Below are 15,686 nucleotides of genomic sequence, written 5' to 3'. Positions count from 1 at the left end.
AAATATTGTGATCTGTATAAAAATCCGGTTGTTTTATTTTTAACTGTCAATAAATTATAAAAAAGAAAAGAAATTATATGGTTATTTTCCGGGTAACTCTGGATAATAGAAGAAACCTTATGAAATCTCATAAAGAAATGGAGGAGAGAAAATGAGAAAAAGAAAAAAAGTGCTTGCGGCCCTGTTGGCCGGATGTATGATGGCAGGTCTGCTTTCCGGCTGTATGGAGCAGGGAACCGGCGGTGGATCATCCAATTCGAGCAAGGAGGCAGTGGAGATCCCGGAAGGCCTGTGGGATCCGTATGAAGAAACCGTAACGATCAGTACTGTTGTCCCGGAGAATGCGGGAATTTTGTTTAAGGACGGCGACGACTATGATAACAACCCTTGGTATCGTGCGTATAAAGACCGCTTTAACATTGAGGTTGTAAATGACTGGGTAAGCAATGACTATGATACAAAATTGAATCTGACCATTGCGGATAAGAGTATTCCGGACGTTTTCTGTGTTGATTCACAGCAGCTACGCCAGCTGCAGGAAGCGGACATGATCTATGATCTGACGGATCTTTTTGATGAATATGCATCGGACCTTCTGAAAGGTTATATGGAACAGGAAAGCGATACGTTTGAAACCGGATATCTGGATGGGAAACTGTATGGAATTCCACAGTTGTCCTATGGAATTATCGATCAGCCGAACCAGATCTGGATCAGAAAAGACTGGAAAGAGAATCTGAATCTGGAAGACCCTCAGACGATGGATGATGTCATTGCCATTGCACAGGCGTTCCAGGAAAACTACGGTGGATATGGAATGACAGAGAATCAGGATCTGGAATGCTTTAAGATGCTGGCGGTAGCATGGGGAGCCCACCCGGATATTTGGGTAGAGACAGCTGACGGATCTCTTGGATATGGATCAGTACAGCCGGAAATGAAAGAAGCGCTGGAAGCATATGCACAGTGGTATGCTGATGGAATTATCGATCCGGAATTTACGACAAAAGATCTGGAAAAAATGCTGGAAGGCGAGAACAGCGAACAGGTAGGTGTCAGCCCGTACTATCAGTACTGGGGATATGATCCGGGCCCGAGTATCGTACAGAATCTTGGAGCAGATGCAATCTTTGAGCCATATAAGATTCCGTCAGCAAACGGAGAAGATGTTCTCTCAAATATTACATTTGCAAACTATGGATATATCGTAATCAGCAAGGAATGCAAGAATCCGGAAGCAGTGCTGAAGCTTCTCAACTTCTATGCGCATGTCATGGACGAAGGCGAAGAAGAAGATATGGATTTCATTAACGAACTATTTGGAAATAATAACAATGTTATTCCATATGCGCTGCGTGTTATTAATCCGAACACGGACTACAATCAGTTTGTTAAGGTTACCGATACACTTGCGGTGAGTCTGGATGAAGATCCGGCAACACTTGGAAAAGACGGAGTAAAATATGCTAATAGTGTAGACTTTATCAAAGAAGGAGCGGCTACAGGAGTAGGAGATTATCTGCAGCAGGGCGGACCTAAATCAGCATATCGCATATCCAAGGAGATTATCGATAATGAAGAATACATTCGTGACGCAATGTGGGGACCTCAGACGGAAACACTTCTGAGTGCAGGAAGCACATTGGATGATATCCTGATTGAAGGATTTACCAAAATTATCGTAGGAGAAGAAAGTATTGATTATTTTGATACGCTGGTAGCCGACTGGGAGAATGCAGGCGGTGCAAAGGCGACAGAAGAAATCAATGAAACATATGGAAATAACTAAGAAGGTGGGCGTATGAAAAAATTAAAAAAACAGTGGCAGTATCATATCATGCTGCTTCCGGGCGTGATTTTGATCTTCATATTTGCATATATTCCACTTTACGGGGTGATTATTGCATTCGAAGATTACAATCCGGCGCTTGGTTTTTCATCCCCATGGACCGGCTTGAAAAACTTTGAATATATTTTTAGTCAGCCGGCTTTTCTGAGAACGATCTGGAACACATTTTTTATTGCGGTGGCCAAGCTGATCGGAGGAATTGTCGTACCGGTTATCTTTGCACTATTGCTCAATGAGCTGGTATCCAACAGGTTGAAAAGAGTTTTTCAGACACTGATCTACATTCCGAACTTTCTGTCCTGGGTTATTATGGCAGGGGTTTTGATGGATATTCTTTCCAACAGCGGAGCAATCAATCAGCTGCTTGGTTTTTTCGGGATTGATCCGGTTAATTTTCTCGGAAGCGCGTCCATCTTTCCGTGGACGATGATTGTAACGGATATCTGGAAAGGGTTCGGCTTTGGTACAGTCGTATATCTGGCCGCATTGACAAGTATTGATCCGGGATTGTATGAATCAGCGATTCTTGATGGAGCGACAAGATGGCAGCAGATCCGGTATATTACACTTCCGCTTTTGATGCCGACCATTATTCTGATGCTGGTACTTGCTCTTGGAAACGTACTGAATGCGGGATTTGACCAGATTTATAATCTATACTCCCCGATCGTATACCAGACCGGAGATATTATTGATACCTATGTATACCGCCTTGGTATTGAGCAGGCACAGTACTCGGTCGGAGCCGCTATCGGCCTGTTTAAATCTGCCGTTTCTGCAGTACTGGTACTGACATCCTACATTCTTGCTGACAAGTGTGCAGGATATAAGATTTTCTAGGAGGGATGAGATGCAGTATAAGACAAAAGGAAATAAAATTTTTAACTTTGTAAATATTTTTATTCTGACGATTGTATCGCTGACCTGTATCCTTCCGTTTATCAATCTGCTGGCAATTTCCTTTAGTGACAGTGCGGCGGTTTCTGCGGGAGCGGTAGGATTTGTTCCGGTGAACTTCACTTTGAGCGCATATGAGTATGCGCTCAAAGGAGGAAAGTTTTTAAGAGCTCTTTTAATCTCGTTTGAGAGAGTATTTCTGGGAGTGGGGATTAATCTGATCCTCATGATTCTTACGGCATACCCCCTGTCGAAGACAAAAAAACAGGTCACAGGAAGAAGCGTCTATATGGTTTATTTTGTCATTACCATGCTTGTTTCAGGAGGAATGATTCCAACTTATCTGGTTGTAACAGGGCTTGGACTGAAAGATACAATCTGGGCGCTTGTGCTTCCGGGGGCGGTACCGGTTTATAACATGATTATCCTGATGAATTTTATGAGAGGAATCCCGGAAGAGATTGAAGAGGCAGCTGCTATTGACGGGGCAAGTCCGTTCCAGATTCTGGTGAAAGTTCTGCTTCCGGTCTTGAAGCCGGCACTTGCAACCGTGGGGCTGTTTTGTATTGTAACGCACTGGAATGACTGGTTCAGCGGAATGATTTATATGAACAATCCGAACAACTATCCTTTGCAGACCTATCTGCAGACTCTGCTGCAGAGTTTCGAACAGTTGCTTCGATCTGCCCAGGGTTCGGATATTCAGGCGTTGCTGATTCAGATGGATGCCAGAACCGGAAGAGCAGCACAGCTGTTCTTGGGAGCAATCCCGGTTATGATTATCTATCCGTTTCTTCAGAAATACTTCACAAAAGGTTTGGTCCTTGGAAGTGTAAAAGGTTAAAAGACAGAATCGGCATGCGAGGTGAAAGATGAGGCAGATTTATGTAAAAGAGTTCGGGATCATGCCCGGAGATGAGAAAGAAACAACCCTGAAACTGAGAAAGATGCTGCAGGAAATACAGAAAGAAGAAAAGCTGGAAATCCGTTTTGAAAAGGGAATCTACCATTTTTATCCGGATTATGCAGGAGAAAAACTGCTGTACATATCGAACCACGATGAAGACACCATAAAAAAGGTGGCATTTGATTTGAGCGGGATGAAACAGGTCAAAATCAGCGGTACGGATACGCAGTTTCTGTTCCACACGGATATTCTGCCGTTCCATATTGACAGATGCAGGGAGATCTGTATTGAAGGGATCACAATTGACTATGCACGGATCGGATATTCAGAAGGTAAAATTGTGAAAGTGACGGACAAAAAGATGCTTCTTGAGATCAATCGGGAGGAGTATCCATACCGGATCATTCACGGGAACATTTTTTTTGAAGAGGAAAATGGACTTGCTGAACTGTATTGCGGATGTCTGGAAATGGATGCCCGGAGATGTGCTCCGGTATACAGGGGAAGGGATATCAGTTTCAACAAGCCATACCCGTCTTCCTATGGGGCGACCTTCCGGGAAGAAGGGGAGAATCTGGTGGAAATCAGTCTTACAGGGGGGCAGAAGTTTCCCGAAACATCAAAGTCGGGGAATATTCTGATCCTGCGGCATCACTGGAGGACGCATCCGTGCTTTTATCTTACAGACAGCGCAGATGTAACATTAAGACATATTACGATTTATCACTGTACCGGGATGGCAGTCATATCACAGTTTACAAACAATATTACAATCGAACAGGTGGATATACGAAGACACCCGGTAAAGAAGAGAATGTTTACGGCGACAGCGGATGGATTTCATTTTGTGTATGCCGGTGGAAAAATTCAGATCAAAGACTGCCTGGTGGAAAATCAGCTGGATGACCCGGTTAATATTCACGGAATCTACGGAAGAATTCATAAGGTGCTTAACAAAAAAGAAGTCATTGTGGAACTCGTGGAAGGTATGCAAAAAGGAGTAAAACTGGGACAGCCGGGAGAACTCTTCGGGATCATTGACAACCGGACGATGCTGGAAAAAGAAAGAGCAGAAGTCTGTGAAGTTACGATGCTGAATAAAGATTTTCAGTATATCGCCTTTCGAGATGAGATGGAATCTCTGACACAGGGGTTTGTAGTAGAGAATAAATCCTATGCGCCGGATGTATTGATTGAGGGTTGTACATTTCGAAACAACCGGGCGAGGGGGCTTCTACTAACAACCGCGGGGCAGGTGATTGTGCGGAAGAACCGGTTTGAAACACCGGGAGCGGCTATTTTGATCGAAGGAGACTCTAATTATTGGTTTGAGTCAGGAGCGACGAAGTATATTCTTCTAGAGGAGAATGAGTTTATCAACTGTGCGTATGTTCCCCAATGGGGAAGTGCACCGATTCAGGTATCCCCAAGTGCCGGGATCTGGGAAGAAGGACAGAGATACCATCAGTATCTGGAAGTAAGGAAGAATCTCTTTCGATGCTTTGACAACCGCCTGGTTTACGCGGTTAATCTGGAAACACTGATTTTTCAGGATAACAAAATAGAAAAAACAGATCAGTTTCCGCCGATTGCGGGCAAGGCATTTAAGCTGGACGGAGTACTAAAGTTTCGGACAGATTATTATGGATAAAGGAGAACATCATGGGTGAAAAAATCAGAATCGGACTGATCGGATTGGGATGCAGAGGAGCAATGCTTCTGGAGGATGTCTTTCTCAATCATGAGGATGCAGTGATCAGTGCAGTGTGCGATGTATATGAAGACCGATGTGAAAAAGCGGCAAAACTGATCGTGGAGAAGACAGGAAAGGAGCCGTATCAGACTACGGATTACAGGAAGATATATGAATGTTCCGATATTGACGCGGTTATTTTGTGCAGCTCCTGGGAATCACATATCCGTCTGGCCATCGAGGCGATGGAAGCAGGAAAACCGGTCGGTTGTGAAGTAGGAGGCGCCTACTCGATTCAGGAATGCTGGAGACTGGTTGAAACGTATGAGAAAACGGGAACGCCGATTATGTTGCTGGAAAACTGCTGCTATGGGCGGGACGAGATGATGGCATACCATATGGTAAAAAAGGGCGTGTTTGGAAAAATTGTCCACTGTGCCGGAGGATATATGCATGATTTGAGAAAAGAAGTCGCTTACGGGAAAGAAGAACGGCATTACAGACTGAGAAATTATCTTCACCGTAATACAGAAAATTATCCGACCCACGAACTGGGACCGATTGCACGGATTCTTGGAATTAACCATGGAAACCGTATGGTGTCACTGACATCCATGGCGTCGAAAGCGGAAGGACTGGAAGAGTATATCAAAAAAGAAAAGCCGGATGATCAGGAACTTCGTGCAGTCAGATTTCAACAGGGAGATATCGTCACGACACTGATTAAATGTGCAAATGGTGAAACGATTACACTGAAACTGGACACGACTCTTCCAAGGTATTATTCCAGAGGATTTTTTGTGCAGGGAACAAAAGGACTGTTCAATGAGGAGAATGGATCGATTTTTCTGGATGGAGAACATGAGAAGTATGATTTCTCCTGGAAGGATCAATGGGGAAACATCGAAACTTACAGAGAAACATATGAACACCCTGTGTGGAGACGCTATCTGGAAGAAGGAGTAAAGCGTGGACACGGAGGAATGGACTGGCTTGTCTTCTGTGATTTTGTAGAAGCCATCAGAGACCATAAACCGATGCCGATTGATGTATATGATATGGCATCATGGATGAGCATTTCGACATTGGCGGAACAGTCTATTACACTTGGAAGCCAGCCGGTAGCAGTACCGGATTTTACAAACGGCGCATGGATGACGCGATAAATACATGAAATACTGAAGGGCACAGTTGAAAAGCTGTGCCTGTTTTTTTACAATAAAAGAAATGAAAAACGGGAGGAAACAATGGAACAGAAAAAAGAGATGTATGAAATAAGACTTGTAAGTTCTCTGGAGAAAGTTTTTCCGGAGGAAAGGCCGGTTTATCGTCCGGAGTGTATGAAGTTGACTTGCCTGAAGGGGGAAACGATTTCTTTTCAGGCTGCCTGTACGAGTACAGACTCGGAGCGGTGCCGGGTAACAGTGCAGGTAGAATCAGAGATTAAGGATCTGATCCGTGTCAGGCAGGTGGAAAATGTTCCGGTATGTAAGGCGTGTGGAAAAAGGACAGATGATAACTACCTGAAAACAAAAGCGGGCTTATATCCGGATCTGTTAAGAGAACTGGAAAATAATGAGACATATATCTACCCTCAGCAATGGAGGAGTTTCTGGATTGATATTGAAACGAGAGAAGATGTTTTGGCCGGAGTATATCCTGTTACGATTATCTTAACGAAAGGACAGGAAAAACTGACGGAAGCAAAGACAACGGTTACTATATACAATGCGGTACTTCCAAAGCAGAAGATCCTGCACACAGAATGGTTTTATGCGGACTGTCTTGCGGATTACTATCATGTACCGGTCTTTTCGGAAGAACACTGGAAGATTATGGAAAACTATATCCGGGAGTATGTAAAACGCGGCGGCAATATGATTCTTACACCGCTTTTTACACCGGCGCTTGATACGGCTGTCGGGCATGAGCGGACGACAACACAGCTCCTCGATATTGAAGTGAAATCAGGAGAGTATCACTTTGGGTTTGAAAAACTGAAACGCTGGGTCGATCTTTGCAGAAGCTGCGGCATTCAGTATTTTGAAATGAGCCATCTTTTCTCCCAGTGGGGAGCCGCATATGCGCCAAAAGTGGTTGCACTCAAAGATGGAAAAGAGGAGAAAATCTTTGGATGGCATACACCGGCATCAGGAAAGTATACAGACTTTCTGCATGTGCTGCTTCCGCAGCTTACGGGAAAGCTGAAAGAATGGGGGATCGCTGAGGTAACCTGGTTTCATCTGTCCGACGAACCACGAGAGGAAGATCTGGATAGTTACCGTGCGGCGAGAGAATCTATTGAAGACCTGCTGGACGGATTTCATACGATGGACGCACTTTCGGACTATAAATTTTATGAACACGGACTCGTTGAGCAGCCGGTTCCGGCAAATGATGCGATTCAAGAATTCCTGAACCACGGAGTAGAAAATCTGTGGACTTATTATTGTGTGTCGCAGTCTTATGAGGTGAGTAACCGATTTATGGCAATGCCGTCTCTCCGTAACCGGATTTACGGGTTGCAGCTTTATAAATACCGGATTGCCGGAATTCTGCACTGGGGTTATAATTTTTATAACAGTCAGTATTCTTTGGAAAAACTGAATCCGTATCAGGTGACAGACGCAGGGGGATGTTTTGCGGCGGGAGATCCGTTCCTTGTTTATCCAGGAGCAGACGGGTATCCGGAGGAATCCATTCGCATGATGGTGCTGGAAGAGGCGCTTCAGGATCTGCGCGCATGTGAACTTCTTGAATCTCTGGCAGGACGTGAAACTGTCATGGAATGCATAGAGGAGAATCTGGCAGAGCCTCTGACATTTACATGTTTCCCGAAAACAGACTATTATCTGATTGCTCTGAGGAACCGGATTAACCGCGAAATCGCAAAACGGATTTAGTCCATAACTATAGATAAAGATGATAAACTGATAGACAAACCTTATTTTACACTCCGAAGTGTACCGACGTATAATAGACGTACTATGAAGTTTGTTTGGGAGGAGGCAGCGGAGCGTTTATGGAGAAAAAGCAGATTTTCTGTGGGATTTGTTCGACCGGGTGTCCGATGGATGTTTATGTGGAGGATGGAAAGGTTGTTTCCGTTGAGGGCCGTGTGGAGAATGGAAAGAGCCGGGGACTTTGTTCTAAGGGAGCGGCGTCAAAGCAGTACCTTTATAATGAGGAGCGGATCCTGTATCCGATGAAGCGCGTCGGGGAGAGGGGAAGCGGAGAGTTTGAGCGGATTTCCTGGGAAGAAGCGTATGATCTGATTGTGGAGAATCTGAACCGGGTGAAGGAGCAGTACGGGGCAAAATCTGTGGTATTTTATGCGGGTTACCCAAAGTGGTACAGGCCTGCGCTTCTGCGCTTCGCAAATGCGTTTGAAAGTCCGAATTTCTGTACGGAATCAAGTACCTGCTTTCAGGCTTCGGATCTGGCGTGGAAGTCGGTTTACGGAAACGGGATCTGTTTTCCGGATCTGGCCCATACGAAGACGCTTTTGCTTTGGACGAGCAATCTGTTCCATTCTAATACACCGATGGGAAAGATGTACCGGAGTTTAAAGGAGCGGGGTGTGAAGATCATTGCGGTGGATCCGCGTAATACAGTGACTGTGAAGGAGGCGGATATTCATCTGAAGATCACGCCGGGGACGGATGGAGCGCTTGCCCTTGCGATGGCCCATGTGATTATTGAGGAGAATCTTTACGACAAAGAGTTCGTGGAAAAGTATGTACATGGGTTTGAGGAATATAAGAATTATGTCCGGAAGTTTACGCCGGAAAAGGCGCAGGAGATTACCGGGGCGGACGCGGATCTGATCCGGGAGGCGGCAAGGATGTATGCTTGCAACAGGCCATCGTCTATCCGCTTTTCGGTTTCTACGATTGTCCATCATATCAATGGTTTTCAGAATTACCGTGCAGTATTCTGCCTGATTGCACTTACTGGTAATTATGATGTTGAGGGAGGCAACCGTTCCAGGCCGGGGCCTGCATCACCGTGCAACGAGTTTGGAAAAGTCATTCGTTATAACAAAGAAGAGGCCATCGGGGAGAAGGATTTTCCGGTGTGGTTCGATCTGCCTTGTCAGGAGGCCCAGTGCACAAGACTTGCGGACTATATCCTGGAGGAGGATCCGTATCCTTTGAAGGCAGTCTTTGCCATGGGACTGAATCACCGGATGTGGCCGCAGCCGGAGCATCTGCAGAAAGCACTTGGAACGCTGGATTTCTATGTCAACACAGAGCTGTTCTGGTCGGATTCTTCTAAAATGGCAGACCTGGTGCTGCCTGCCTGCACCACATTTGAGCGTGAGGAGGTCAAGTCGCTTCGGGGAGGAATGTTTGCGCTGAATCAGCGGGCAGTGGAGCCTGTCGGAGAGGCGAAAAATGATATTGAAATCATTATGGAACTGGCACGGAGAATGCAGTTGAAAGATAAAGTGCTGACCGGCGGATACGAATCCTACATGAATTATATTCTGGAACCGTCGGGGCTGACACTGGAGGATCTCCGAAGTCATCCGGACGGCATGAGAGGCAAAGTGATCTTTCCGCCGGGAGTACGTACTTATGAGGATGAGCCGTTTCATACACCGTCCGGAAAGGTGGAGTTTTCCTCACTCGTACTTGAAAAATATAAGGAAAGCAGAGGATATGATCCGCTGCCTGTCTACAAGGATTTTCGGGAACAGGATCAGGTGGACCGGAAGGAGTATCCGCTGATTTTAAATACCGGATCCAGAAAACCGCAGTTTTTCCATGCGAGAATGTACCGGCTTCCGTGGCTTTCTGGTCTGGAAACGAACCCGATGGTGGAGATTCATCCGGATGACGGAAAGACTTACGGAATCGCAGACGGAGATCCGGTGAAAGTGACGTCTCCGGCCGGGGAAATGCAGGGGACAGCCGTGTATTCCATCACTGGAAATCCTGGCGTGGTCTACATTTATCACGGAAATAAAAAAGGGGAAGCAAATAATCTGATTGACCGGAACTATCTGGATCCCTATACGGGTTTTCCGGGATATAAAAGCTATTTCTGTAAAATAGAAAAGCAGGCGGAGGTGACAGGAAATGCCGTATCGACTGAAATTTAATACCGCAGGATGCGTTGGATGTTATGCGTGCCATACGGCATGTCTGGATGCGCATCACGGTGCAGAAGAAATTCATGCAAGAAGTTTTCGGACGATCCGGAAGGTGACAGATGAGGAAAAGGGATTTTCCTATGAGATCTGTCCGGGCTGCACCCATTGTGGCGCATGTGCAGAGGTGTGTCCGTCCGGTGCGCTTTACCGGGATCAGGAATACGGATTGATTCTGGTTGACAAGGAGATGTGTATCGGCTGCGGAGCATGTGAAAAGGTCTGTCCGGATCATGTGATTTTTCTGGATGAAAATAAAAAAGCAGCGAAATGTGACGGCTGCATTGAGCGGCTGAAAGAAGGAAGGGAGCCGGCGTGTGTGTCCGTCTGCTGTCTGGATGTGATTACACTGGAGAGAGAATAGATGAGCAAGCAGAGACCCGATCTGGCCGGATACATTCTGGCGGGAGGAAGAGGAAAAAGGATGGGCGGACGGCAGAAACTCTATCTGCGGCATCAGGGGAAGTATCTGGCTCTATGGGCAATGGAGACGCTCCGCTCTCTGGAGAATTTTTATATTTCGGTAGCTGAGATTCCAAATGAGACCGTGGGGAGTGCCAAATGGATTACAGATCTCTATGAGGAAGCAGGACCGCTTGGAGGGATCTTGAGCGGTCTTTTGCTGTGCCCTCAGGAAGCCCTGTTTGTTATGCCGTGCGATACCTTTGGACTTGATGAAGAGATGGCGGAAATGATGCTCCGGGAATATGAGAGGAGTGGACGTCCGGTATTTTACCGGACAGAAAAAGGGCCGGAACCGTTCCCGGGTATCTATACAAAAGCAATGATTCCCGTTATGGAACGGCAGCGCACAGCGGGAAATTACAGAATGAAGAGCCTGTTTGAGACAGAAGAAGCGAAGGAATATACGTTTCTCGACGTGACAAAGCAGCTGAAAAAGCTCGTCAATCTGAATACGGAGCAGGAATATCGAAGACTTCAAAGGAGGAACGATGGACGGGAAAACAGTGACAATAAATGAAGCGCAGGAACTGATAAAAAAGGTGGCTGCAGGGGAAGGAAAAACAGAGGAAGTCAGCCTGATGGAGGCGGGAGGGAGAATTCTTGCTGAAGAGATCAGGGCCTGGCAGGACAATCCTCCGTTTCCAAGATCTCCCTATGATGGGTATGCCCTCCGTGCGGAAGATATCCGGGATGCCGGAAAAGAGACGCCGGTCTGCCTGCGGGTTGTGGAAAAACTGTGGGCGGGAGAATATCCGAAGCGGGAAATCAGGCCGGGGGAAGCAGCGCGGATCATGACGGGGGCACCTGTTCCAAATGGGGCGGATACTGTCGTCAAGCAGGAAGAGACTGACGGCCAGGAACAGGAAGTACGAATAAAGAAGAGCCAGAATGCATACGACAACTACTGCCCGGCAGGAGAGGACTTCCGGGAGGGAGACCTTCTGCTTGAAAAAGGGATCAGGCTCGATGCCATCCGAATCGGAATCGCGTCTGCAGCGGGGTATCATACCGTCCGGGTAAGTAAGAAAGTGAAAATTGCGGTACTGACCACCGGGAATGAACTGTGTCTTCCGGGAAGAACGCTTCGTCCCGGACAGATTTACGACTCCAGTTTGTTCATGATTGCAGAGCGGATTCGGGAGCTTGGAGGAGAAGTTGTGCTGGCAGAAGAAATACCGGATGAGGAGGAAACTATTCGGACAAGCCTGAGAAAAGCGGCCGGCTGCGCCGATCTGGTTGTGACGACGGGCGGAGTCTCTGTGGGAGAAAAAGATCTGGTAAAAGATGTTCTGCAGCAGGAAGGAGCAAAGTTTCTTTTTGAACATGTTCTCGCAAAACCGGGTTCTCCTACAGCATGTTCTGTCTTACAGGGGACTTTGGTCGTAAGCCTTTCGGGGAATCCATTTGCAGCGGCCGTGCACATGGAGCTTCTTGTAAAATATGCGGCAGCATGTCTTGCCGGGTGCGAGGAACTGCTTCCAAAAGAAGAGCCGGGAATCTTGATGACAGCCTTTCATAAGACATGCAAAACAGACCGCTACATCAGAGGAAGAGAAGAGTCCGGCAGAATTACCATTCCTCAGGATAAAGAAAAATCAGGGATTTTAAGTTCCATGAATGGCTGCAACTGTCTGGTAAAAATCGAGAAAGGCAGAGAGCGGATTGAAAAGGGAGAACAGGTATGGTATATCAGAATATAGCAGGGCATCCGGTGCTCTTTGGAATAGCCGGGGAGAAAAATTCCGGGAAGACAACGCTGATGGAATCACTCATCCGGATTCTCACCGGAAGAGGCTTTCAGGTTGCGGCCATAAAGCATGACGGCCATGACTTTGAGGCGGACCGGGAAGGAACGGACAGCTGGAGGCACTATCAGGCAGGTGCCTATGCATCCGCAGTTTTTTCTTCCGGAAAATATCAGCTTGTGAAAAATCAAAGAGGTACGAAACTGGAAGAACTGACCGCATTTTTTCCTGAGGCGGATGTGATTTTGATTGAGGGAATGAAGGACGCGGATCATGAGAAATACTGGTGCTGTGATCCGAAGGAACTGCCGGATGCAGAAAAACTTGCGGACCGGATTGAAGAGAAGATACGAAAAGAGAGGAGTCAGATGATGGAGCTGGAAACATTGATGGAGAAGATTCAGCTTCCGGAGGAGGGAAGGAACTGTGCGGGATCCTTTCCGATGACGGAGACAGTTTATCAGAAATGGAAGAATTTATTTTACGAGGATACAAAGACATTTTTTGAGGAAGCAGATAAAAGGACGGACAAAGAACAGTTCTATCTCTGTCTGTACCTGCGTCTGGCATGCGATCTGTACCCGGCATTTATGGAGAAAGGGATTTCCGACCGCGTTTATTTTGATACCTTTTATGATCTTACGATCTGGTACAGGCGGTGCATGAAAACGAAGGGAATTCCGGGTATTGTGGAAGAACGCTGGCTGTCGCTCCCATTGCAGATGAAAATTTTCCGGCTTGGAAGACTTCAGTTTGAGCCGGATCCGGAGAATAAGGTTCTGCATGTGCACATTCCGGAGGGAGAGCCGCTTCTGGATGAGGAATGCGGAAAATCATTTGCGGAGGCAGACCGCTTTTTCGGACCGGAGTATACGATGTATGACTGTGAATCGTGGCTGCTCTCGCCGAAGCTTCAGAAACTCTTAAAACAGCAGAGCAACATTCTGAAATTCCAGAACCGGTTTGAGGTGGAAAAGATCATCTATCCTTTCCGCCAGGCGGAGGAAAGGGTATTTGGCGAAATCCGGGAAGATAAAGAAAACTATCCGGAACAGACAAGCCTGCAGAGAGCTGTGAAACAGCTTGTGATGACAGGGGAGGACGTCGGAATCGGCTATGGTGTGATAGAAATAAACTATAAAAGACCCCGCATATTTGTAATTTCAATTTGCCACCCCTTCCAGGGAAACAGTATAGTAATAGAAGAACATTATAACCATGGAGGAAAAGTGATGACAAAGCAAGAGACAGTTTATGAGATGAGGCTTGTAAGCTCTCTGGAAAAAGTGTTCCCGGATGAGAGACCGGTTTACCGGCCGGAGTGCATGAAAATGACGGGACTGAAAGGGGAGACCGTGTCCTTTCAGGCCGCCTGCACCTGCACCGGATTTATAAAAAACCGTGTGAAAGTGAGGATTGACTCTGAGCTGAAAGATCAGATTCATGTGCGTAAGGTGGAAACGGTTCCGGTGGGAAGGACCTGCGGACCGATCGTGGACGATAATTATCTGAGAACGGATTCCGGCGTATACCCGGATCTTCTGAGGGAACTGAAGGACGATGAGGCGGATATCTATCCGCAGAAATGGAGAAGCATCTGGATCGACATCGAGATCACAGAAGAAGTGAAAGCAGGAACGTATCCGATTACGGTAAGTCTGGAAAAGGATGGGGAGACACTTGTAAGCGCACAGACTGAGGTAACTATCTATGATGCCGTGCTTCCAAAACAGAAGATCATGCATACGGAATGGTTTTACCTGGACTGTCTGGCAGACTATTACCATGTGCCGGTATTCTCAGAAGAACACTGGGAGATTATTGAAAATTACCTTCACGAGTATGTGAAACGGGGGTGCAATATGATTCTTACCCCGCTCTTTACACCGGCTCTGGATACGGCAGTCGGAGCTGAGCGTACGACAACCCAGCTTCTGGATGTCAAGGTGGAAAACGGGGAATATGTCTTTGGATTTGACCGGGTGAAACAGTGGGTTGACCTCTGTCAGTCCTGCGGGATCGAGTATTTTGAGATGTGCCACCTGTTCTCCCAGTGGGGAGCAAAATATGCGCCAAAAGTTGTGGCAATGGTGGACCAGGAGGAGAAGCAGATTTTCGGATGGCATACGCCGGCAGTCGGAGAGTATACGAAATTCCTCCATGCACTGCTCCCTCAGCTGACACAGAAACTGAAAGAGTGGGGAATCGATCAGGTGACGTATTTCCACTTGTCCGATGAACCAAGAGAGGAGCATCTGGACAGTTACCGTGCGGCAAAAGAGTCCATTGACGGCCTTCTGGACGGATTCCACACGTTTGATGCACTTTCCAGCTATGAATTTTACAAACACGGTCTTGTAGACAAGCCGATTCCGGGAAATAATGAGATCGAAGAATTCCTGGAGCACGGACTGACCGACATGTGGACCTACTACTGTGTAGGACAGTTCTATGAAGTGAGCAACCGGTTTATGTCCATGCCGTCCCTCAGAAACCGGATTTATGGCCTGCAGCTTTATAAATACAAGATCATCGGAATTCTTCACTGGGGATACAACTTCTACAACAGCCAGTTCTCACTTGAGAAGATCAATCCGTATCAGGTGACGGATGCAGGCGGAGCATTCCCGTCCGGGGATGCGTTCCTTGTATATCCGGGAGAGGACCGGCATCCGGAAGAATCCATCCGTATGATGGTGCACGAAGAGGCACTTCAGGACCTGCGGGCATGTGAACTGCTGGAATCACTGGCAGGACGTGATTTTGTCATGGAGTGTATCGAAGAAGATCTGGCGGAGCCTTTGACATTCAAACGCTTCCCGAAATCGGATCATTACATGATCGCTCTTAGAAACCGGATCAACAGGGAAATCGCCAAAAGGGTACAGCAATAACTTAATTATATGAAAAAGCTATGCCGCTCTATTTTGAGCGGCATAAATTATCGTTTTAGGGAAGATGTAAGCGGGAATGGA

11 protein-coding genes are annotated in these 15,686 nt (G+C 46.7%); all 11 read left to right on the top strand.

Annotated features, from left to right (window positions below; genetic code table 11):
* Window positions 1-151: 151 nt before the first annotated feature.
* The 11 genes from FGQ85_RS08685 (at window position 152) to mobB (ending at window position 15,605) form a co-directional block, all read left to right on the top strand.
* The gene (locus FGQ85_RS08685; protein ID WP_138373243.1) at window positions 152-1,789 is read left to right on the top strand and encodes an extracellular solute-binding protein; all 1,638 of its coding nucleotides are present in this window, start codon (window positions 152-154) and stop codon (window positions 1,787-1,789) included.
* A gap of 12 nt (window positions 1,790-1,801) precedes the next feature.
* Complete coding sequence (locus FGQ85_RS08680; protein ID WP_138373242.1) at window positions 1,802-2,689, top strand: ABC transporter permease subunit; 888 nt, start codon at window positions 1,802-1,804, stop codon at window positions 2,687-2,689.
* A 10-nt stretch (window positions 2,690-2,699) separates the two neighbouring features.
* The gene (locus FGQ85_RS08675) at window positions 2,700-3,590 is read left to right on the top strand and encodes a carbohydrate ABC transporter permease (RefSeq protein WP_087252419.1); all 891 of its coding nucleotides are present in this window, start codon (window positions 2,700-2,702) and stop codon (window positions 3,588-3,590) included.
* 28 nt (window positions 3,591-3,618) lie between these two features.
* Window positions 3,619-5,304 (top strand): right-handed parallel beta-helix repeat-containing protein, encoded by a 1,686-nt coding sequence (locus FGQ85_RS08670; RefSeq protein ID WP_138373241.1) that lies wholly within the window; start codon window positions 3,619-3,621, stop codon window positions 5,302-5,304.
* An 11-nt stretch (window positions 5,305-5,315) separates the two neighbouring features.
* Window positions 5,316-6,512: a Gfo/Idh/MocA family oxidoreductase gene (locus tag FGQ85_RS08665; RefSeq protein ID WP_087252421.1), complete on the top strand. Its 1,197-nt coding sequence runs from the start codon at window positions 5,316-5,318 to the stop codon at window positions 6,510-6,512.
* Between the two features lie 81 nt (window positions 6,513-6,593).
* Window positions 6,594-8,249: a DUF4091 domain-containing protein gene (locus FGQ85_RS08660; RefSeq protein ID WP_138373240.1), complete on the top strand. Its 1,656-nt coding sequence runs from the start codon at window positions 6,594-6,596 to the stop codon at window positions 8,247-8,249.
* Between the two features lie 119 nt (window positions 8,250-8,368).
* A complete protein-coding gene (locus tag FGQ85_RS08655; RefSeq protein ID WP_087168150.1) occupies window positions 8,369-10,453 on the top strand; it encodes a molybdopterin-dependent oxidoreductase in 2,085 nt (694 codons plus the stop codon).
* Complete coding sequence (locus tag FGQ85_RS08650) at window positions 10,431-10,865, top strand: 4Fe-4S dicluster domain-containing protein (protein WP_138373239.1); 435 nt, start codon at window positions 10,431-10,433, stop codon at window positions 10,863-10,865. The genes FGQ85_RS08655 and FGQ85_RS08650 overlap by 23 nt, the downstream gene beginning before the upstream one ends.
* Entirely contained in the window at window positions 10,866-11,483 is a 618-nt protein-coding gene (locus FGQ85_RS08645; protein ID WP_138373238.1) for an NTP transferase domain-containing protein, read from the top strand.
* Window positions 11,455-12,666 (top strand): gephyrin-like molybdotransferase Glp, encoded by a 1,212-nt coding sequence (gene glp, locus FGQ85_RS08640; protein WP_138373237.1) that lies wholly within the window; start codon window positions 11,455-11,457, stop codon window positions 12,664-12,666. Before FGQ85_RS08645 ends, glp begins: the two co-directional genes overlap by 29 nt.
* Window positions 12,648-15,605, top strand: coding sequence for a molybdopterin-guanine dinucleotide biosynthesis protein B (gene mobB / locus FGQ85_RS19175; protein ID WP_138373236.1), 2,958 nt, complete (start codon window positions 12,648-12,650; stop codon window positions 15,603-15,605). Before glp ends, mobB begins: the two co-directional genes overlap by 19 nt.
* Window positions 15,606-15,686: the final 81 nt, after the last annotated feature.

It is taken from the genome of Pseudoflavonifractor sp. BSD2780061688st1 E11 (genome assembly GCF_005844125.1).
Classification (GTDB): Bacteria; Bacillota; Clostridia; order Lachnospirales; family Lachnospiraceae; genus Sellimonas; species Sellimonas catena.
Note: the sequence above shows the minus strand (reverse complement) of the source record. Positions and strands in the feature narration are given on the sequence as shown.